Source organism: Melissospora conviva (genome assembly GCF_049523535.1).
Lineage (GTDB): Bacteria > Actinomycetota > Actinomycetes > Mycobacteriales > Micromonosporaceae > Melissospora > Melissospora conviva.
Genome location: NZ_JBLLDT010000001.1, coordinates 603,638 through 623,442, shown reverse-complemented (window position 1 = coordinate 623,442; position 19,805 = coordinate 603,638). Strand labels below are relative to the sequence as shown.

The window sequence follows — 19,805 nt, the reverse complement described above, 5'->3', positions numbered from 1 at the left end:
GCGCAAAGGTCAGCCGACGAAGGGCGGTACGTCGATCTCACCGCGGGCGATCGGCACCACATGGCCGCTGACGCTGCTCGCCACAGCCATGTCGTCACGGGCAGTGACGGTGCAGGTGAGTTCGGAGGGCCGGCCGAGCTCCAGGCCCTGCCGGATCGAGTACGCCGAGGTCCCCTCCCCCGGCAGCAGGCCGGTGGCGACGAGCCAGACACCGAGCCCCAGCGCCGCCGATCCGGTCGCCGGGTCCTCGTCGATCCCCGCCCCGGGCACGAAGACCCGGGCGTGGGCGGTTTGGCTCTGCGCATCCCAGGAGAAGACGCTGAGGTGCTCGATGCCATGGCGTGCGGCGGTCAGCGGGTCCAGCCGGGCCCGCGCCACGGCGTCGGGGTGCACCGGCAGATAGGGGAACTCCAGTCCGCAGCCGGCCACCCGGCAGGGCGGGCCGGCGTGGTCGGCCGGGTCCAGACCGACCATCTGCAGCAGCGGCTCCGCGTCCAGTTCCGGCCCGAGGGTGGGCGCGGCGCCGGTGAGACGGGCCTGGTCGCGGTCGACCTCGAGCGGGAGCAGACCAGCGGCGCACTCCTGGGTGAGCCGGCCCGCCGGGTGCATGCCGCGGCGTACGGCGGTCACCGCCGCCCCGATGCTCGGATGCCCGGCGAACGGCAGCTCGGTGAGGGTGGTGAAGATCCGGGCCCGGTAGGTGGCCCCGGCCTGCGTCGGCGGCAGGACGAAGACCGTCTCCGACAGGTTGAACTCCCGGGCGAGCAGCTGCATCTGCGTTCTGTCCAGCGTCTGCGCGCCGAAGACCACCGCGAGCGGGTTCCCCGTGAACGGCCGGTCGGTGAAGACGTCCACAATCTCGTAGGACAAGGTCGACATGTTGATAAACCCTAGGCGCTTAGGCTGGTGTCCGTGAGCACAGCCAACCGCGTCTACATCGCCCGACTCGCCGGAGTCGCCGTCTTCGATCCGAACGGCGACCAGGTGGGGCGCGTCCGGGACGCGGTGGCGCGGATCCGGGTGGGCCGCCAGCCCCCGGAGGTGGTCGGGCTGGTCGCGGAGATGCCGATGCGCCGGCGGATCTTCCTCTCCATCAACCGGGTCACCTCCATCGACGCCGAAGCGGTGGTGCTCGGCACCGGCACGCTCAACCTGCGCCGGTTCGAGAAGCGCCCCTCCGAGCTGCTGGTGCTGGAGACCCTGCTGGACCGGCACGTGACGATCGACCCGGACGGTCAGGCCGCGGTGGTCGTCGACGTGGCGATGGAGTGCGGCCGCGGCGGCGAGTGGTCGCTGTCGCGGGTGGCGGTGCGGGAGCACACCGGGCGGCTGAGCCGTCGCGGGCAGGTCAGCCAGGTGGAGTGGCTGCAGGTACGCGGCCTCACCGGGCTGCCGGAGGCCCAGGGAGTGGGGGGTCTGCTCGCCGTCCTCGCCGACCTGCGCCCCGCCGACCTGGCCAACGCGCTCCAGGACCTGCCGGACTCGCGCCGCAACGAGGTCGCCGCCGCGCTCGACGACTCCCGGCTCGCCGACGTGCTGGAGGAGCTGCCCGAGAGCGATCAGGTCGAGATCCTCACCGCGCTGGGCCGGGAACGCGCCGCCGACGTGCTGGAGGAGATGGACCCCGACGACGCGGCGGACCTGCTCAACGAGCTCCCCCCGCCGGAGCAGGACGTGTTGCTGGACCTGATGGAGCCCGACGAGGCCGACCCGGTGCGGCAGCTGCTGAAGTACACCCCCGGCACCGCCGGCAGCGTGATGACCTCCGAGCCGGTGATCATGGCGCCGGACGCGACGGTCGCCGAGGCGCTGGCCCGCATCCGCGAACCGCAGCTCTCCCCCGCCGTCGCCGCACAGGTCTTCGTCGCCCGGCCGCCGATGGCCACCCCGACCGGCCGCTACCTCGGCATGGTGCACTTCCAGCAACTGCTGCGCGAGCCGCCGGCCGACCTGCTCGGCGGGCTGGTGGTCAACGACATCGATCCGCTGCAGCCGAGCACCCCCCTGCCGGAGATCACCCGGCGGATGGCGACATACGATCTTGTGGCGATGCCCGTGATCGATGCCGCCGGGCGGCTGGTCGGCGCCGTCACCGTCGACGACGTCCTGGACCACTCACTGCCGCTGCACTGGCGCGAACGCGACGCGATCGCCAACGAGCATTTCGACGAAGAGGTTCCCGCGGCAGGAAGACGGCATGGCTGACCCGAGACGCGCGCCACGGCTGGACCAGCCGCGAGAGCTCCGCCGCGTCCGGCTGCCCCGGCTCGACCCCGAGACCTTCGGCCGCTGGTCCGAGGGGATCGCCCGCGGCATGGGCACGGCCGCCTTCATCGTCTACATGACGATCTTCATCCTCTTCTGGTTCATCTGGAACACCCTCACCCCGGCGTCCTGGCGCTTCGACCCGTACACCTTCACCTTCCTGACGCTGATGCTGTCGCTGCAGGCCTCGTACGCGGCCCCGCTGATCCTGCTGGCGCAGAACCGGCAGGCCGACCGGGACCGGCTGGCCATGGAGGAGGACCGGCGCCGGGCGGCGATGCAGAAGGCCGACACCGAGTACCTGGCCCGGGAGATCGCGGCGCTGCGGATCGCCATGGGCGAGGTCGCCACCCGCGACTTCCTCCGCTCGGAGCTGGCCCGGATGGCCGAGGAGCTGGACGCGGCGAACGAGCGCCGGCAACGACTCGAGCAGCGGCAGTGGGAGCGGGTGCCGCCGGAACGACGCGGCGAGATCGGCGATCCGCTCGGCGAGAGCTGACGGCAGCGGTCGACGGCCGACGCCCGCGACGTAGCATGGCGTACATGTCTGCACCTGCCAGCACCGTCGAGGATGCCGTCATGGCCGCCTTGGCCACCGTCGAAGATCCCGAGATCCACCGCCCGATCACCGAACTGGGCATGGTCCAGTCGGCCGTGGTCGGCGACGACGGCGTGGTCCGCGTCGAACTGCTCCTCACCGTGCCCGGCTGTCCGCTCAAGGACAAGCTGCGCGCCGACATCACCGCCGCGGTGAGCGCGGTGCCCGGGGTCACCGGTGTCGAGATCGACTTCGGCTCCATGACGCAGGAGCAGCGCCAGGAGCTGCAGACGAAGCTGCGTGGCGGCGGCGGCGCGGAGCCGGTCATCCCCTTCGCCCAGCCCGGTTCCCGCACCCGCGTCTACGCGGTCGCCAGCGGCAAGGGCGGCGTCGGCAAGTCCAGCGTCACCGTCAACCTCGCCGCCGCGCTGGCCGCCCGTGGCCTGGCCGTCGGGGTCGTCGACGCCGACATCTACGGCCACTCCGTTCCCCGGATGCTCGGCGCGGAAGACCGCCCGACCCGGGTCGAAGACATGATCATGCCGCCGCAGGCGAACGGCGTGAAGGTCATCTCCATCGGCATGTTCACCTCCGGCAACGCCGCGGTGGTCTGGCGCGGGCCGATGCTGCACCGCGCCCTGCAGCAGTTCCTCGCCGACGTCTACTGGGGCGACCTGGACGTGCTCCTGCTGGACCTGCCCCCGGGCACCGGCGACGTGGCGATCTCCGTGGCGCAGCTGCTGCCCAACGCCGAGATCCTGGTCGTCACCACCCCGCAGGCCGCTGCCGCCGAGGTCGCCGAGCGGGCCGGGGCGATCGCCCTGCAGACCCACCAGCGGGTCGTCGGCGTCATCGAGAACATGTCCTGGCTCGAGCTGCCCGACGGCACCCGGATGGAGGTCTTCGGCGCCGGCGGTGGCCAGAGCGTCGCCGAGTCGCTGACCCGCACCATCGGCGCGCAGGTGCCGCTGCTGGGCCAGATCCCGCTCGACACCCGGGTCCGCGAGGCCGGCGACAACGGCCGCCCGGTCGTCGTGGCCGACCCGAGCGCCCCGGCCGCCGTGGCCCTCAACCAGATCGCCGACCGGCTCGCCGTACGGCGCGAGTCGCTGGTCGGCAAGCCGCTCGGCCTCAAGCCCAGCGGTCGCTGACCCCCTGACACCCCATGGCGACGGCCCCCACCAGTTGGTGGGGGCCGTCGCTGTCCCAGTCGCGGGTGAGCGTGGTCTCAGGTGGCGATGCGGGCGCCGAGGGTCAGGTCGCGTCGAGGTCGAACCCGGCGGGCCTGCCCGCCGCGGTCGCCGGCGTGGTCGTGGCCGGGGCACCGCGCTGGCGCAGGTCCGCCGCGGAGGTCACCTGCTGCACCTCGTCGCGGACGCCCTGCACGTCGCTGCGCAGGTTCTGATAGACGCCCTCCAGCGGCTTGCGCAGCGCCTGCTCGTCCTCCTCGCTCAGGACGTGCTTGCGGATGAACGCCTTGGGGTGCATGTCCTCGAGCTTGATGTCGGTGCCGAGCTCACGGCTCAGGTCGCCGGTGGCCTCGGTCGCCATCTGCCGTAGCTTGCGCACCATCCGCAACCCGTCGCCGATCACCTTCGGCAACCGGTCCCCGAAGATCAGCAGCGCGAGAAGCAGGAGCGAGAGCGTCTCCGGCCAGCCCAGATTGTTGAACACCGCCGAGGTCCTCCTCATCACCGACGTTGCCCAGCGTACGCAACGTCCAGGGGGCCACGGCAGGGGCGATCGGGTTAATTCACGTCCGCTGCCAAAGTGACCGCTGCGGTGCGCCGCTCCGCGCCGCGGCGGTACTCCACCGTCACCACCGAACCGGGGGCGTGCTTGCGGACCAGGGCGATCAGGTCACCCGGCTCCTCGATCGGCCGGTCGGCGAAGCGCAGCACCACGTCACCGGCGCGCAGCCCCGCGCCTGCCGCCGGGCCGGCCCCGTCGACCCGGCTGAGCCGTACGCCCCCACCGGAGCCGGCATCGCCGACCTGGGCCCCGATCACCGTCCGGCGGGCCTTGCCGGTGGCGATGATGTCCTGGGTGATCCGGCGGGTCTGGTTGATCGGCACCGCGAAGGCGAGGCCGATGTTGCCCGCCTGTTCCCGGTCCGCGGCGAGCGAACTGATCGCGGTGTTCACCCCGATGACGCGGCCGGCGGCGTCGACCAGTGGTCCGCCGGAGTTGCCCTGGTTGACCGCGGCGTCGGTCTGGATCGCCGCGTAGTAGCCCTGGCCGCCCCGTTCGCCGGACTCGATGGTCCGGTCGACGGCGCTGATGATGCCGGCGGTGACGGTGTTCGACAGCGACAGCGGCGCGCCGAAGGCCAGCACCGGGTCGCCGACGGCCAGCGCGTCCGAGTCGCCGAACTCCACCGGCGTCAGTCCGGTGCGGGAGACCTTCACCACCGCGATGTCGGACTCCGGTTCCTGCCCGACGACCGTACCGGCGGCGCTGGTGCCGTCGTGGAAGGTGACCGTCAGCGGTCCCGAGGCGTTGGCGACGACGTGGTCGTTGGTGATCAAGTAGCCGTCGCTGCTGGCGACGAAGCCGGAGCCGACGCTGCCCCCGCCGGAGGTACGGACCTTGATCGTCACCACGCTGGGCAGGACCCGTTCGGCGACCCCGGCCAGCGAGTCGGCGGGGCGGGTGACCGCGCTCGGCACGGTGGCCGGGGCGGTGCCGAGGGGGAACCCGGCGGCGCCGTCACGGACCGCCAGCGTGTAGCCGAGCGCGCCGCCGATCAGCCCGGCCAGCAGCGCCGTCACCAGCGAGACCAGCAGGTACGGGCCGGTGCCGCGCGGCCGCGGGGCGTCCGGGTCGACGACCGGCTCGGGGTCACGGGTGCCCGGCGGCGGCACGGTGTCGATCACCACGGCGGCCGGGGAGTACGGGTCCCGCCACGGGTCGCGCGGCGCCTCGGCGGACCACCAGGGTGAGGCGTCGCCCCCGGGCCGGTACGACCCCGGCGGCGGCGGCCCTGCCGGCGGGTACGCCGAGCCGGGCCGGCGCTGGTTCCAGCCGTCGGTCACGTGCGGTGCCTCCCTGCGTCCCGTCGAATCTGGCCGGGGAGCTCGCGCGGCTCACGTCGATCCTGCCGCGATGTCCAGTTCCGGGTCCATCCAGGATGACACGTCACGCAAGGAAGCGGTCAGCTCTTCCCCCGAGGGGCGCTCCACTCCTGACCATCTCGCGGCTGCGGCAGCGCAGCACCGCCTCTAGGCTCATACCCGCATGCTCACTCCGCGCCACTTCCCGTCCTCCGGAGGTGCCCCATCACGACGGCCGCCAGCTCCTTCGGCGCGTCCAACGCCCCGGCGTCACAGTACGCCGAGACGTACGTGCCAGAGGATCTTGTTCTGCGGACGGCCCGCAACCTCAGTCACGAGGTCGGGCTGACCGCGGTGAGTCCGGGCACCGGGGCGATGCTGCGGCTGCTCGCCGCCGCGGGCAGCGCCCGGGCGGTCGTGGAGATCGGCACCGGCATCGGGGTGAGCGGGCTCTGGCTGCTGCGCGGCATGCGACCCGAAGGGGTGCTCACCACGATCGACGTCGAGTCCGAGCACCAGCGCATCGCCCGCCGCATCTTCACCGAGGCGGGCATCCCGCCGGGACGCACCCGGATCATCACCGGCCGCGCATTGGACGTCCTGCCCCGGCTCGCCGACGGCGCGTACGACCTGGTCTTCGTCGACGCCGACGCCACCGAGTTCGCCGTCTGTGTGGAGGCCGCGCTGCGGCTGCTGCGCCAGGGCGGGGTGCTGGCGGTCCACGGTGCCCTGGCCGACGGCCGGGTCGTCGACCCGTCGGCCCGGGACGTGCGCACCCTGACGATCCGCGAAACGCTGAAGGCGCTGCGGGAGTCCGACGACTGGGTGCCGGCGCTGCTGCCGCTCGGCGCGGGCCTGCTCACCGCCGTCAAGTGCTGACCTGACGCCGGCCGGCGGGCTCAGGCGAGGTCGGGCAGCCAGCGCAGCAGCGACCGCACGCCCCAGCCGGTGGCGCCGGAGACCAGCTCGTGCTGGTCGCCGTAGGCCCAGGAGGGCGCGGACATGTCCACGTGCAGCCAGCGCTCCCGCAGGTCGCCGAGGAACTCGCGCAGGAAGAGCGCGGCGGTCACCGAGCCCGCACCCTGAACGGGGGCGCTGTAGAGGTCGGCGATGTCGCTGCGCAGGTAGGGCACGTAGTCGGCGGGCAGCGGCAGCCGCCAGGCCCGCTCGCCGGCGGCGTCGGCAGCGGCGAGGAAACCTGCCGCGAGGGTGTCGTCGTCGCTGTAGAGGGCGCCGGTGTGCTTGCCGAGCGCGACGGCGTTGGCGCCGGTCAGGGTCGCCAGGTCCACCACCAGGTCCGGCCGCAGCTCGCTGACGGCGTACGCCAGCGCGTCGGCGAGCACCAGCCGTCCCTCGGCGTCGGAGTTGGTGGTCTCGCTGGTGATGCCCCCGTAGTGGCGCACCACGTCACCGGGGCGGAAGGCCGTGCCGCTGACCATGTTCTCGGCGAGCGGGGCGAGCGTGGTGATCCGTACCGGCAGTTTCATCGCGGCGGCGCCGAGGGTGGCGGCGACGACGGCGGCGGCGCCGGCCATGTCCTTGCGCATCAGCACCATCGCCTCGCGCGGCTTGATGGAGATGCCGCCGGTGTCGAAGGTGATGCCCTTGCCGACGAGGACGACGTGGGTGGTGGCGTTCTCCGGCGCCCAGCTCAGCTCCAGCAGCCGCGGGCCGCGGGCGGAGCCGCCGCCGACGGCGAGGATGCCGCCGAATCCCTCGGCTGCCAGCTGCCCGGGTTCGCGGACGGTGACGGTCAGTCCGGCCCGCTCGGCCTCGGGGCGGATCCGCTCGACGAACCACTGCGGGCACTTGACCGAGGACGGCATGTTGGTCAGGTCGCGGGCCAGCCGGGTGGTCTCGGCGGTGATCCGGGCGCGTTCCAGGGCCGCCTGGTGCTGTTGCGGGTCGGCCACGACGAGCACGACCTCGGCCGGCCCGTCGGCCTCGTCGTCACCGTCGGCGGGGCGCTGCGCCGTCGGGGGCATCCGGAAACGGTACGACGCCAGCCAGAGCCCTTCGGCGAGCGCGCCGAGCGCCTCCGAGGTGACATCGACCGGCATCAACATAGTGATACATGTCTCATGTGCGGTGGCGCGGGCGAGCGCGGCTCCGGCGCGCCGCCAATCGCCGTCGCCGCCGTCGCCGACACCGAGCAGGACCAGCCGGCTCGGCGCGCGCCCGGGGCGCAGCGTCAGGTGGGTCTCGCCGGCCTCGCCGGTCAACCGCGCCATCGACAGCAGTGCCGTGGCCTCGTCGGCCAGCTCGGTGGCGGGTGGCCGGGCCACCGCGACCAGCTCGGGATGCTCCTGCGCGTCGCCTGCGGGGCGCACCGGCAGGACGAGCGGATCCCGCTCGGCGGGGTCCGTCACGAGTCTGATGGCGAGCACGCCTACCTCCACATGTTTCGAATTGCGCGGTGGGGGGCAGCGCGCTCTACAGGAAGTACCGGCCCTGGGTCACCGGGACCCAGGGCCGGTAGCAAGTCAGGCGCAGCCGCCTGTACCCGTTGCCGTCAGCCGGCGGCCGCCTTCAGCGCGTCACCGAGCGCGTTGGCCTCGTCGGGAGTCATCTCGACGACGAGTCGGCCACCACCCTCCAGCGGAACCCGCATGACGATGCCCCGGCCCTCCTTGGTGACCTCCAGCGGACCGTCGCCCGTCCGCGGCTTCATCGCCGCCATGTTGTCTCCCCTCAGACCTTCACCAGGGTCGGTGGGTTGCCCCACAGCCACTTCAGCAACCGCCGTGCGGCTTGTGCACGGCGCTGATTAATGATTTTCCCTGATGAACACCGCCGGACCCAAACCGGACCCGCATTGATGTAACACCATCTAGCTTATCTCGGGAAGACCTGTCACAATATGCGGTCATGCAGGCACGGTCGGCACTCTTCGACCTTTACGGCGATCACCTCCGCTCCCGGGGCGGCCGGGCGCCCGTCGCCGCGCTGGTGAAGCTGCTGACGCCGCTCGACATCGCGCCGCCGGCGGTGCGCACCGCCGTGTCCCGAATGGTGCGACAAGGCTGGCTCGCCCCGCTGCGGTTGCCCGGCGGACCCGGCTACACGATCACCCCACGCGCCGCCCGCCGCCTCGACGAGGCCGCCGCCCGCATCTACCGCACCGGAAAGATCAGCTGGGACGGGCGCTTCGACCTGATCGTGCTGACCGGGCCGCAGGTCCGCCGGGACCGGCAGCGCCTCTGGGACCACCTCGCCTTCCTCGGCTACGGACGCCTCGACGAGCAGACCTGGGTGGCGCCCCGCCCCGGCGAGCAGATCGACAACCTGCTCACCGACGCCGGCGTGCACTACGAACGCTTCAACGCCACCCACACCGGCGGCACCCCCGCCGCGATGGGGCTGGTCCGGCGCGCCTGGGACCTCGCCGCGCTCGGCCGCGCGTACGAGCAGTTCGTCGCCGAGCAGCGCGCGCTGCTCGGCGAGGTGACCAGCCGCAGCTCCGACCGGGACGCGTACGCGGCGCGGTTCCGTCTCGTCCACGCCTGGCGCACCTTTCTCTTCAGCGACCCGCAGCTGCCGCCGGCGCTTCTGCCGGACCGCTGGCCCGGTGTCACCGCCGCGAACTTCTTCGACCGGCACGCCGCCCGCCTGCGGCCGGCCGCCGACCGCTACGTCGAGCATTGCCTGGGTCTGAGCACCCGCACCGGCAAACGAGCGAAAGGGCGTACCACGTGAGCGATCCGCTGCTCGTCGACCGCACCGAAGGCGTCGTCACGCTGACCCTCAACCGGCCCAGGGCGCTCAACTCGCTCGACGTCGACCTGAAGGTGGCGCTGCGCGAGACCCTGGACGAGCTGACGGCCGACCCGGCCTGCCGGGCCGTGGTCCTCACCGGCGCCGGTGGCAACTTCTGCGCCGGGCAGGACCTCCGCGAGCACGTCGCCGTCCTCGGCAGCGGCACCGACACCCCGCTCGCCACCGTCGGTGAGCACTACAACCCGATCGTGCGGGCGCTCGCCGGCCTCCCCAAGCCGGTGATCGCCGCCGTCCGCGGCACCGCCGCCGGGGCCGGCGCCGGCCTCGCCTTCCTCGCCGACCTGCGCATCGGCGGCCCCGGCACCGTCTTCGCGATGGCCTTCGCCAAGGTCGGGCTCGGCGCCGACACCGGCGTCTCCTGGACCCTGCCCCGGCTGGTCGGCCACGCCAAGGCCCTGGAGCTGCTGATGCTCGGCACCCCGGTACGCGCCGACGAGGCCCAGCGGCTCGGCCTGCTCACCCGGCTCAGCGCCGACGACGACGCCGTGCTGCCCGACGCCCAGGAACTCGCCGCCCGCCTCGCCGCCGGACCCACCGTCGCCTACGGCGGAATCAAACGGGAACTCGCCGCGGCCATGTCCGGCTCGCTCGACGAGGCGCTCGCCGTCGAGGCGCAGGTGCAGCACGACTGCGGACGTACCGAGGACCACCGGACGGCGACCGAGGCGTTCACGGCGAAGCAGCGGCCGGCCTTCCGGGGCCGCTGAGCGGCGCGCCGATGTGACCCGGCCGGAGGTGTCGCAGCCGGCACGGCCTCCGGGCGGCTCAGCGGGCCAGGTAGCCGCCGTCGACCGGGAGGGTGTGCCCGGTGATCCAACGGGCATCGTCGGAGGCGAGAAAGGCAACCGCCGCTGCGACGTCCTCAGGTGCGGGCACCCCGGGCATCGGGTTGAACGTCTCCAGCCGCCGCCGCATCTCCTCCGGGTCGTCGGCGTCGGCGATGAAATCGGCCAGCAGCGACGTCATCACCAGCGTCGGGGCGACCGCGTTGACCCGGATGTTGTGCCGGGCGTACTCGATCGCCGCGGCGCGGGTCAGCCCCTCCGTCCCGGCCTTCGTGAACGTGTACGGCGAGATGTTCTCCTGCCCGGCCATCCCCGTCGTCGACGAGGTGCTGACGATCACGCCGCCCTCGCCGCGCAGCAGCGCCTCGATGCCGAACTTGAGCATGTGGAAGCAGCCGTCGCCGTTGACCCGGCGCACCTCGTTCCAGTTCTCCACGTCGGTCAGGTGCAGCATCTGCTGTTCACCGTCGATCTCGACACCGTTGTAGATCACGTCGAGGCGGCCGTGGTGCTCCATCGCCGCGGCCAGTGCCTGCTCCACCGACACGGCGTCCCCGACGTCGATGGTCACCGCGTGGCCGCCGGGCACGTCGGCGGCGATCGCCGCCGCCCGGTCGGGGTCGGAGTCACCGACGACGACGCGTGCCCCCTCGGCGGCGAGCCGTCGTACGGTCGCCTCGCCCATCCCCGACGCGCCGCCGGCGACGAACGCGATTTTGCCGTCGAACCTCATCGGCTCCCCCTACCCGCACCAGCAGCCCGGCCCGGGGGGTAGCCGTTCTCGAGGCGGTGAAACGCCCGCGGGCGTTCACTGCTCCTCGTCGTCCTCCTCGGGGTCCTGGTTGGCCTCGGCGCCGAGCACGAACGCCTGCATGGCGAGCTCGTCGTGGCTCGGTGAGACGAACGCCGGCAGCTCCCGCGGGCCGAGCTCCTGCACGTACGACCAGAAGATCCGTACCGCCTCGGCCCGGCTCGCCGCCTCGATCGGCAGGTGCACGCTGACCAGCCAGTTCTGCCGGTCCGGGTCCGGTCCGAGCCGGCTCACGACCGCCGCGACGACCTCGTCGGCCACCGGCGCGAGCAACGCGGCAGCCGGACCGGCGGCCACCGGGTCCAGGGCGGGCAGGCCGTCGGCGGGCAGGGGCTCGTCGAAGAACTGCCGGGTGTAGCGGACCTCCAGCGGCCTGCCGGGCCGCCCGGTGTCCCGCACCCGGCCCAGCGCGACCACCTGCGCCGGCTCCCCGGCGAGCACCAGCACCTGCTCCCCGGCGGCCGGCGCCCCGTCCGCGGGCGCGGACACCTCAAGGGTGTCGTGGTGGATGAGCCGCTCCGTCTCGTGCTGCTGCTCCGCGAGGAACACCGCCCAGGCGCTCATGCCGTCACCGCCACCGGTCGCCGTACCGGATTCCGCTCACTCACGCTTCCCGCACCTCACTGCTGTCGTCCATGCCGTCCATCCCATCACGCCCGCCCGCCGGCCCGACGTGGCAGCCGCTCAGATGATCGTCCACCATGCCGGTGGCCTGCATCAGCGCGTACGCCGTGGTCGGGCCGACGAACCGGAAACCCCGCCGCTTGAGCTCCTTGGCCAGCGCCGTCGACTCCGGCGTCAGCGCGGGCACCTCGGCCCAGGCGCGGGGCCGCGGCCGCGGCGGCGGCGCGTACGACCAGAGCAGCGCGCCGAGCCCGCCGGGCAGCTCCAGGGCGGCGCGGGCGTTGGCGATCGCCGCCTCGATCTTGGCGCGGTTGCGGACGATCCCGGCGTCGGCGAGCAGCCGCTGCACGTCGGCGGGACCGTAGGCGGCGACGCGGGCGATGACGAAGTCGTCGAAGGCACGCCGGAACGCCGGACGTTTGCGCAGGATCGTCAGCCAGGAGAGCCCTGACTGGAAGGCCTCCAGGGTGACCCGTTCGAAGAGGGCGTCGTCCCCGCGGACCGGCCGCCCCCACTCCTGGTCGTGGTACGCGGTGTAGTCGGCCGTGCCGGCGCCCCAGGCGCAGCGCGCCCGGCCGTCGGGGCCGATCAGCAGGTCCGTCACGTCCACCAACGTTAGGGCACGCCGATCAGGGCAGCCGGCCCTGCTCCACCAGGCGCGCGAAGCGCTTCAACGCCCGGGTCAGGGTGATCTTCGAGCCGGGCCAGAGCGCCACCGGCCAGGCGAACCGACCGACCGCGACGTTGCGTGGCAGCTGGAACCACTCGTGCCAGACCACCTGGGTCCGGTCGGGACCCATCGGCGTGCAGCGCATCACGCCCGGCCCGGTGAGCACCTGCCCGAAGTGCATGACCGCGATCTCGTACGGGGCGTCGAGCCGGGTCACCCGCATCTCGTCGCGCAGCTTGAGCGGTCCGACGACGGTCACCGCCTCGATGCGGCTGCCTTCCCCGCCGTCGCCCTCGACCACCCGCACCTGGGTCCGCGGAATCCAGGCCGACTGCTGCTCCCAGTCGCTGAGCGCGGCGAAGACCCGTGCGGCGGGGGCGTCGACGATGACCGTCGCGGTCACCTCGCCGATGTGGGGTCCGTCGGGCTGTCCGGAGGAGGTCACTGCGACTCCGGCCCGCGGGGGTTGCGCAGGGCGTCGGCGGGATCGGCGGCGTACCGGGTGCCGGGGGCCGGCTCCTGGGTCTGCCCGTCGCCAAGGGTCGGCACGGTGGGCGGCGCGGTCACGGCGTCCGGGGCCGCGGGGCCAGGCGGGGTGACGCCGGACGGGACAGCGGGGCCGGGCGCGGTGACGCCGGACGGGACAGCGGCGGGCGTACCCGGCTCCTCGGGTCCGTGGCCGCCGGAGCTCTCGCGGGCCCGGCGCAGCTGGTCGGCATCGGTGACGCGCCCTTCCCGCAACGCCGCGACCTCCGCCTCGAGCACGCCGATCAGCTCGGTCTTGTAACCGATGTCGTAGGCGACCCGGCGCAGCACCTGGTCGACCTGGGCCATCCGGTACCCGCGCATGGCGGTGTCGAAACGAAGCTCCGGGATGTCCGCCTCACGCAGCGGGCGGTGACCCGGCAGTGGCCGCGCCTGCCCGTCCGGCTCCGCCGGAACCAGGCCGGGATCGCGTCCGGTCACCAGTACGGTGACACCGAGGACCACCGCGGCGACGATCACCGCCACGACGAGTACGAGCAGAAGCTGACCCATGAACAGATCGTGGCATGCGGCGATGGCCCCGGCGACCCCGCCACCCCGCGTCCGTTAGCGTCACCCGGACGCGGGACCCCGGGGTGAGGAGGCGTAGATGAGTCGGACGCTGCGGTTGGGCGGGCGTACCTTCGCCCCCGGCGAACACGCGGTGATGGCGATCGTCAACCGCACGCCGGACTCGTTCTTCGACCGCGGCGCCACCTTCGCCGCCGACAGCGCGCTGCGCGCCGTGGAACGGGCCGTCGACGAGGGCGCCGACATCATCGACATCGGCGGGGTCAAGGCCGGGCCGGGCGCCGAGGTCGACGTGGCGGAGGAGATCCGCCGTACGGTCGCCACCATCGCCGCGGTGCGACGCGAGTTCCCCGCGGTGGTGATCTCGATCGACACCTGGCGCGCGGCGGTGGCGACCGAGGCGGTCGCCGCCGGCGCCGACCTGCTCAACGACACCTGGGCGGGGGCCGACCCGCAGCTCGCTGTGGTGGCGGCCGAGACCGGCGCGGGCCTGGTCTGTTCGCACGCCGGCGGGCTCTCGCCGCGGACCCGGCCGCACCGGGCCGCCTTCGACGACGTCCTCGCCGACGTGCTGACGACCGTCACCGCGCTCGCCGACCGCGCCGTCGGTCTCGGCGTACGCCCGGACGGGATCCTGATCGACCCGGCACACGACTTCGGCAAGAACACCCGGCACTCGCTGGAGGTCACCCGGCGGCTGGACGAGATGACCGGCACCGGCTGGCCGGTGCTGGTGGCGCTCTCCAACAAGGACTTCATCGGCGAGGCGCTGGACCTGCCGGTCGACGAACGGCTGGAGGGGACGCTGGCGGCCACGGCGGTATCGGCCTGGCTCGGGGCCCGGGTGTTCCGGGCGCACCAGGTCCGGCCGACCCGCCGGGTGCTGGACATGGTCGCCGCGATCCGCGGCGACCGCCCCCCGTCGGTGGCCCGCCGCGGCCTGGCCTGACCCCGTGAGAGGTCAGCTCCAGCGGAGCACGTTCTTGCGCCAGGCGTAGAGGATGCCCAGCGCGAGCACACCGACGAAGATCCCCATCTCGGCGACGGTCACCAGCCCGAAGCCGGGACGGTCGAAGACCACCGCCCAGGGGAAGAGGAAGACCGACTCGACGGCGAAGAGCAGGTACAGGTAGGCGTAGACGTAGTAGCGGATCTGCATCTGCGCCCAGTCGGCGCCGACCGGGTCCAGTCCGCACTCGTAGCTGGTTCGCTTGCCGACCGGTTCCGCCGGGGTGGCCGGGCGCAGCACCCGGTTGGCCCCAAAGGCCAGGACGAAGAAGAGGACTGCGACCACGAGCAGGAGCCCGAGCGTCGCGTACGACCCGAGGTAGCCGCTCATGGCTGGCAGCGTACCGCCGTCCCGGCCCGCCGGGGTCGCTCCGTCCACCGGCGGGATACGTTACGAACTTGTTTCCGATCCCAGGTGGCGGCGAATGTCCCCATCGACCGAATAATGGACCGTCCCCTGAGGGTTCTTCGCCGGCTAACCGCCGGTGCTGCGGAGGAGAGATGGCAGTGGCCGATTCCCGGTCCGGTGGTGCGCGCCGCAGCCGGGACCTCGCCCGCCGGCTGCTCCTGCCGGCGGTTCCGCTGCTGCTGGCCGTGGCCGTGCTCGGCCTGACCGCGCAGCAGGACACCGTCTCCGAGACCCTGGTCCACGCGGGCGCGCTCGAACCTGCCCCGGTGGATACCGGCAGTGAAGAGCCCTTGCTGACCCTGGACCCGGCGGAGCCGGACGACCCGCCGGAGTCGGCACCCGATCCCAGCGACCCGGGCATCCCCGAGCCGCCGGAGTCGCCGACCCCGGAACCGACTCCCTCCGAGCCCCCGCCGCCGACCACGCCGGCGCCCACCCCGTCGGCAAGCACCCCCTCCACGGCGCCGAGTACTCCCCGGCCCGCGCCGTCGACCTCCTGGACGGTCCTGCCGCCGCCCGGCCCACAGCCGCCGGGCCAGGCCGAACCCGACCGGCCCGGCGCACCCCGGCGCGGGGTGGTCGTCACCACCGGCGACGTCGAACTCGGCCCCGACTACTGGAACCAGCCGAGCCGGCCGGCGAGCCTGGCGATCACCGTCACCAACACCGGCTCGGTGAACGAGCGGATCCGGCTGATCTACACCCTGCCCGCCGGGGTCAGCGATGACGGCACCCCCGGCTGCTCCCCCGCCGGTGACGGCAGCTACGCCTGCACTCCCTGGCAGACCCGCGCCGGGAGCGCCTTCGGCGCCACCCTCTCGCTGCGCGTCGACGGCCAGGCCTGGCGGCAACTGCCGCTCAACGGCAGCGTCCGGGTGGAGACCGCCACCGGGGACCGATCCGTGGTCAGCGACGAGGAGGGCTTCGCGATCCTCCTGCCGAGCGGACCCCCGGCTGCGGACCTGGCGCTGAAGGCCGACGAGGTCACCTTCGACGTCACCGGCCTCAGCGCGGGGCTGAACGTGCGACTGGCCAACCTCGGCGAGGTCGACGGCGACGGCGTCGTCGAGATCCTCCTGCCCGACGGGCTGAGCGTGCCCGAACTGCCCGCGGGCTGCACCGCCGTCGAGGAGCTGCACACCCGCTGCGACCTGGGCGTCATCCCCGCCGGCGGCAGCGCCGCGCTGCACCTGCCGATGGACGCCACCGTCGAGGCCCAGCGCGCCGCGCCGCTCTCCGGTGGCGTGGTCGGCATCCTCACCGGCCGGCACAACCCACCCCGGCAGGTACAGATGAGTTTCCGCATCTCCGCGGCCGCCGCCGCGGCCACCCCGGGCGCCGATCCGGCCCCCACCGGGTCACAGGGAGTGCTGCCGGGCGCGGCAGTGCCGGCGGAGACCGACAACGCCGGCCGCGCACCCGACGTCGCGCTCCTGCTGATCGCGGCGGGCGTGACGGCGGCGGTCGTGGCACTGGTAGTGCTGATGCTCCTGCGGCGTCGCCGGCCTCCGGCGGGCACCGGGATCGAGGCTCGTCCCACCCCGCCGGCGGCGATCGAGGCGTGATCTGGATTACGACTGCGGGCACAGGGCGGTACGAGCTATGACAAAGCCGCGCCGGTGGTTGTGCCAAAGGATGGACCTGTAGTGAAGTCCGGCACTGCCTTCGACGTAGGCTCTCCTCAAAGAGGCAAGGCGGACCGAACCCGGCAGCATCCCCGTCGGGACGGCACCCGCGTGGCGCCAAGGAGGTCCTGTGACCGGGCTAGGTGAGGTCACCAACAGGTTCATGTCGCGTGGCGTGACCACGCAGAGTGAGGTGCGACTGTGACCAAGCAGGTCCGTCAACTTGATCGGGTGGTCATCCGATTCGCCGGTGACTCCGGCGACGGTATGCAGCTCACCGGCGATCGCTTCACCTCGGAGACGGCACAGCTCGGCAACGACATCTCGACGTTGCCGAACTTCCCCGCCGAGATCCGCGCACCTGCCGGAACGCTCCCGGGCGTCTCCAGCTTCCAGGTGCACTTCGCCGACTACGACATCCTCACCCCCGGCGACTCGCCGCACGTGCTGGTGGCGATGAACCCGGCGGCGCTCAAGGCCAACCTGGCCGACCTGCCGCCCGGCGCGGAGATCATCGTCAACACCGACGAGTTCACCAAGCGCAACCTGGCCAAGGTCGGTTACGCCAGCAACCCGATCGAGGACGGCTCGCTCGACGGGTACGCCCTGCACCCGGTGGCGCTGACCTCGATGACCGTCGGCGCGCTCGCCGACCACGGCATGCCCAAGAAGGATGCCGAGCGGGCCAAGAACATGTTCGCCCTCGGCCTGCTCTCCTGGATGTACTCGCGGCCGTACGAGTCGACGCTGCGCTTCCTGGAGCGCAAGTTCGCCGCCCGGCCGGAGCTGGCCGCGGCGAACATCGCCGCCTTCCGGGCCGGCTGGAACTTCGGCGAGACGACCGAGGACTTCGCGGTCCGCTACGAGGTCAAGCCCGCCAAGATGAAGCCGGGCACCTACCGCAACATCACCGGCAACGCGGCGCTGTCGCTGGGCCTGGTGGCGGCGGGTGTCCGCGCCAAGCTGCCGGTCTTCCTCGGCGCCTACCCGATCACCCCGGCGTCGGACATCCTGCACGAGCTGAGCAAGCACAAGCGCTTCAACATCACCACGATGCAGGCCGAGGACGAGATCGCCGCGGTCGGTGCGGCGCTGGGCGCCTCGTACGGTGGCGCGCTCGGCGTTACCACCACCAGCGGTCCCGGTGTGGCGCTCAAGAGCGAGACGATCTCGCTGGCGGTGGCGCTGGAGCTGCCGCTGGTCATCGTCGACGTGCAGCGGGCCGGCCCCTCGACCGGTCTGCCCACCAAGACCGAGCAGGCCGACCTCAACATGTCGCTCAACGGGCGCCACGGTGAGGCCCCGGTCGCGGTGATCGCGGCGCAGTCCCCCTCGGACTGCTTCCACGCGGCGATCGAGGCGGCGCGCATCGCGTTGACCTACCGCACCCCGGTCATCCTGCTCTCGGACAACTACGTCGCCAACGGCTCCGAGCCGTGGCTGCTGCCCGAGGTCGACTCGCTGCCCGACCTGCAGGTCGAGTTCGCCACCGAGCCCAACGGTGAGAACGGCGTCTTCCTGCCGTACCTGCGGGACCCGGAGACGCTGGCCCGCCCGTGGGCGATCCCCGGCACGCCGGGTCTGGAGCACCGCATCGGTGGTCTGGAGAAGGCCGACAAGACCGGCGACATCTCGTACGACCCGACGAACCACGACTTCATGGTCCGTACCCGGGCGGCGCGGATCGAGTCGATCCCGGTGCCGGACGTCGAGGTCGAGGATCCCGACGGCAACGCGAACGTGCTGGTGCTCGGCTGGGGCTCGACGTACGGCCCGATCGGCGCGGCCTGCCGGGCGCTGCGTCAGCGTGGTCTGCCGATCGCGCAGGCGCACCTGCGCCACATCAACCCGATGCCGGCGAACCTCGGTCAGGTGCTGCGCAGCTACGACCGGGTCGTCATCCCGGAGATGAACCTCGGCCAGCTCGCGCAGGTGATCCGGGCCCGCTACCTGGTCGACGCGATCAGCTACAACCAGGTCCGCGGTCTGCCCTTCACCGCCACGGAGCTGGAGACGATGCTGGAAGAGGTCTTGAAGAATGTCTGAGCCTGTCGCCCTCAAGCTCACCGCCAAGGACTTCAAGTCCGACCAGGAGGTGCGCTGGTGCCCCGGCTGCGGTGACTACGCCATCCTCGCCGCCATCCAGGGCTTCATGCCGGAGCTGAACATCCCGCGCGAGCGGACGGTCTTCGTCTCCGGCATCGGCTGCTCGTCGCGCTTCCCGTACTACATGAACACGTACGGGATGCACTCGATCCACGGGCGCGCCCCGGCGATCGCGACCGGCCTGTCGGTCTCCCGGCCGGACCTGTCGGTCTGGGTGGTCACCGGTGACGGCGACGCGCTCTCGATCGGCGGCAACCACCTGATCCACGCGCTGCGCCGCAACGTCAACCTCAAGATCCTGCTCTTCAACAACCGGATCTACGGTCTGACCAAGGGCCAGTACTCGCCCACCTCCGAGGTCGGCAAGGTCACCAAGTCGACGCCGGTCGGCTCGGCGGACGCGCCGTTCAACCCGCTGTCGCTGGCGCTGGGCGCGGAGGCGAGCTTCGTCGCCCGCACCATCGACTCCGACCGCAAGCACCTGCAGTCGGTGCTGCGCCAGGCGGCCGAGCACGAGGGTTCGGCGTTCGTGGAGATCTACCAGAACTGCAACATCTTCAACGATGGCGCGTTCGAGCAGCTCAAGAACTCCGACACCCGCGACGACTACCTGATCCGGCTGGAGCACGGTCAGCCGATCACCTTCGGTTCGGACGGCCAGTTCTGCGTGGTCCACCCGCCGGGCGCCTTCGGGCTGGAGGTCCGGGAGACCGCCTCGGTCGCCGCCGACGAGATCGTCGTGCACGACGCGAACGTCACCGACCCGGCGTACGCCTTCGCGCTGAGCCGGCTGCCCGGTCTGGACCTGCGCAACACCCCGATCGGCGTCTTCCGCAAGGTCGCCCGCCCGTCGTACGACCGGGTGGTACGCGAGCAGGTCGACGCCGCGGTCGCCAAGGCCTCGGGCACGCCGGAGGAGCAGCTCGCCGGGCTGCTCACCGCCGGGGACACCTGGACGATCGTGTAGTCCTGCCACGCCACGCAGAGCGGGCCGGGGGGGACGGAGGCCCCCCCCCGGGCGCGGGGGGGCGGGCCCCGGCGGGGGTGGGGGGGGGCCGCCCGCCGCCAGGCCCGCTCG

At 72.6% G+C, this 19,805-nt stretch carries 21 protein-coding genes; 10 read left to right on the top strand and 11 right to left on the bottom strand.

Annotated elements, in window-relative coordinates; genetic code table 11:
- Positions 1 to 9: 9 nt before the first annotated feature.
- A complete protein-coding gene (locus ACK8GG_RS03145; protein ID WP_440354156.1) occupies positions 10 to 879 on the bottom strand; it encodes a PhzF family phenazine biosynthesis protein in 870 nt (289 codons plus the stop codon).
- Positions 880 to 912: 33 nt separating this feature from the next.
- Between ACK8GG_RS03145 and ACK8GG_RS03140 the strand changes: the two genes are divergently transcribed.
- Genes ACK8GG_RS03140 through ACK8GG_RS03130 form a run of 3 tightly spaced genes read left to right on the top strand, consistent with a single transcriptional unit; the run spans position 913 to position 3,954 of the window.
- Positions 913 to 2,205: a magnesium transporter MgtE N-terminal domain-containing protein gene (locus ACK8GG_RS03140; RefSeq protein ID WP_440348344.1), complete on the top strand. Its 1,293-nt coding sequence runs from the start codon at positions 913 to 915 to the stop codon at positions 2,203 to 2,205.
- On the top strand, positions 2,198 to 2,764 hold the full coding sequence (locus tag ACK8GG_RS03135; protein ID WP_440348345.1) for a DUF1003 domain-containing protein: 567 nt from the start codon (positions 2,198 to 2,200) through the stop codon (positions 2,762 to 2,764). Before ACK8GG_RS03140 ends, ACK8GG_RS03135 begins: the two co-directional genes overlap by 8 nt.
- A gap of 44 nt (positions 2,765 to 2,808) precedes the next feature.
- The gene (locus tag ACK8GG_RS03130) at positions 2,809 to 3,954 is read left to right on the top strand and encodes an Mrp/NBP35 family ATP-binding protein (protein ID WP_440348346.1); all 1,146 of its coding nucleotides are present in this window, start codon (positions 2,809 to 2,811) and stop codon (positions 3,952 to 3,954) included.
- Between the two features lie 103 nt (positions 3,955 to 4,057).
- Here ACK8GG_RS03130 and ACK8GG_RS03125 read toward each other — a convergent pair whose 3' ends face one another.
- Positions 4,058 to 4,477 (bottom strand): twin-arginine translocase TatA/TatE family subunit, encoded by a 420-nt coding sequence (locus tag ACK8GG_RS03125; RefSeq protein WP_440348347.1) that lies wholly within the window; start codon positions 4,475 to 4,477, stop codon positions 4,058 to 4,060.
- Positions 4,478 to 4,551: 74 nt separating this feature from the next.
- Entirely contained in the window at positions 4,552 to 5,838 is a 1,287-nt protein-coding gene (locus ACK8GG_RS03120) for a S1C family serine protease (RefSeq protein ID WP_440355481.1), read from the bottom strand.
- 309 nt (positions 5,839 to 6,147) lie between these two features.
- Here ACK8GG_RS03120 and ACK8GG_RS03115 point away from each other — a divergent pair, with 309 nt between their 5' ends.
- Complete coding sequence (locus tag ACK8GG_RS03115) at positions 6,148 to 6,735, top strand: O-methyltransferase (RefSeq protein WP_440348349.1); 588 nt, start codon at positions 6,148 to 6,150, stop codon at positions 6,733 to 6,735.
- 20 nt (positions 6,736 to 6,755) lie between these two features.
- Here ACK8GG_RS03115 and ACK8GG_RS03110 read toward each other — a convergent pair whose 3' ends face one another.
- Together ACK8GG_RS03110 and ACK8GG_RS03105 are read right to left on the bottom strand one after the other, a co-directional pair.
- Entirely contained in the window at positions 6,756 to 8,243 is a 1,488-nt protein-coding gene (locus ACK8GG_RS03110; RefSeq protein WP_440355480.1) for a leucyl aminopeptidase family protein, read from the bottom strand.
- Between the two features lie 125 nt (positions 8,244 to 8,368).
- A complete protein-coding gene (locus ACK8GG_RS03105) occupies positions 8,369 to 8,536 on the bottom strand; it encodes a DUF3117 domain-containing protein (RefSeq protein WP_007455245.1) in 168 nt (55 codons plus the stop codon).
- A 188-nt stretch (positions 8,537 to 8,724) separates the two neighbouring features.
- Between ACK8GG_RS03105 and ACK8GG_RS03100 the strand changes: the two genes are divergently transcribed.
- Entirely contained in the window at positions 8,725 to 9,552 is an 828-nt protein-coding gene (locus ACK8GG_RS03100) for a PaaX family transcriptional regulator (protein WP_440348351.1), read from the top strand.
- Entirely contained in the window at positions 9,549 to 10,340 is a 792-nt protein-coding gene (locus ACK8GG_RS03095) for an enoyl-CoA hydratase-related protein (RefSeq protein ID WP_440355479.1), read from the top strand. Before ACK8GG_RS03100 ends, ACK8GG_RS03095 begins: the two co-directional genes overlap by 4 nt.
- Positions 10,341 to 10,398: 58 nt before the next feature.
- On the opposite strand, the gene ACK8GG_RS03090 is transcribed toward ACK8GG_RS03095, so the two are convergent.
- The 5 genes from ACK8GG_RS03090 to ACK8GG_RS03070 form a co-directional block, all read right to left on the bottom strand.
- The gene (locus ACK8GG_RS03090; protein ID WP_440355478.1) at positions 10,399 to 11,151 is read right to left on the bottom strand and encodes an SDR family NAD(P)-dependent oxidoreductase; all 753 of its coding nucleotides are present in this window, start codon (positions 11,149 to 11,151) and stop codon (positions 10,399 to 10,401) included.
- A gap of 75 nt (positions 11,152 to 11,226) precedes the next feature.
- Positions 11,227 to 11,793, bottom strand: a complete 567-nt coding sequence (locus ACK8GG_RS03085) for a hypothetical protein (RefSeq protein WP_440354162.1) — start codon at positions 11,791 to 11,793, stop codon at positions 11,227 to 11,229.
- A 40-nt stretch (positions 11,794 to 11,833) separates the two neighbouring features.
- Positions 11,834 to 12,457, bottom strand: coding sequence for a DNA-3-methyladenine glycosylase I (locus tag ACK8GG_RS03080; RefSeq protein ID WP_440355477.1), 624 nt, complete (start codon positions 12,455 to 12,457; stop codon positions 11,834 to 11,836).
- Between the two features lie 25 nt (positions 12,458 to 12,482).
- On the bottom strand, positions 12,483 to 12,968 hold the full coding sequence (locus ACK8GG_RS03075; RefSeq protein WP_440348356.1) for an SRPBCC family protein: 486 nt from the start codon (positions 12,966 to 12,968) through the stop codon (positions 12,483 to 12,485).
- Positions 12,965 to 13,561 carry a DivIVA domain-containing protein gene (locus tag ACK8GG_RS03070; RefSeq protein ID WP_440355476.1) on the bottom strand — a complete coding sequence of 199 codons (597 nt, stop codon included), beginning with the start codon at positions 13,559 to 13,561 and terminating at the stop codon, positions 12,965 to 12,967. Before ACK8GG_RS03070 ends, ACK8GG_RS03075 begins: the two co-directional genes overlap by 4 nt.
- A 97-nt stretch (positions 13,562 to 13,658) precedes the next feature.
- Here ACK8GG_RS03070 and folP point away from each other — a divergent pair, with 97 nt between their 5' ends.
- A complete protein-coding gene (gene folP / locus ACK8GG_RS03065; protein ID WP_440348358.1) occupies positions 13,659 to 14,528 on the top strand; it encodes a dihydropteroate synthase in 870 nt (289 codons plus the stop codon).
- Between the two features lie 12 nt (positions 14,529 to 14,540).
- On the opposite strand, the gene ndhC is transcribed toward folP, so the two are convergent.
- Complete coding sequence (gene ndhC / locus ACK8GG_RS03060) at positions 14,541 to 14,918, bottom strand: NADH-quinone oxidoreductase subunit A (RefSeq protein WP_440348359.1); 378 nt, start codon at positions 14,916 to 14,918, stop codon at positions 14,541 to 14,543.
- Between the two features lie 176 nt (positions 14,919 to 15,094).
- Between ndhC and ACK8GG_RS03055 the strand changes: the two genes are divergently transcribed.
- The 3 genes from ACK8GG_RS03055 (at position 15,095) to ACK8GG_RS03045 (ending at position 19,694) form a co-directional block, all read left to right on the top strand.
- Entirely contained in the window at positions 15,095 to 16,561 is a 1,467-nt protein-coding gene (locus tag ACK8GG_RS03055) for a hypothetical protein (protein ID WP_440355475.1), read from the top strand.
- A gap of 261 nt (positions 16,562 to 16,822) precedes the next feature.
- Positions 16,823 to 18,667 carry a 2-oxoacid:acceptor oxidoreductase subunit alpha gene (locus ACK8GG_RS03050; RefSeq protein ID WP_440348361.1) on the top strand — a complete coding sequence of 615 codons (1,845 nt, stop codon included), beginning with the start codon at positions 16,823 to 16,825 and terminating at the stop codon, positions 18,665 to 18,667.
- Positions 18,660 to 19,694, top strand: coding sequence for a 2-oxoacid:ferredoxin oxidoreductase subunit beta (locus ACK8GG_RS03045; protein ID WP_440348362.1), 1,035 nt, complete (start codon positions 18,660 to 18,662; stop codon positions 19,692 to 19,694). The genes ACK8GG_RS03050 and ACK8GG_RS03045 overlap by 8 nt, the downstream gene beginning before the upstream one ends.
- Positions 19,695 to 19,805 lie beyond the last annotated feature (111 nt).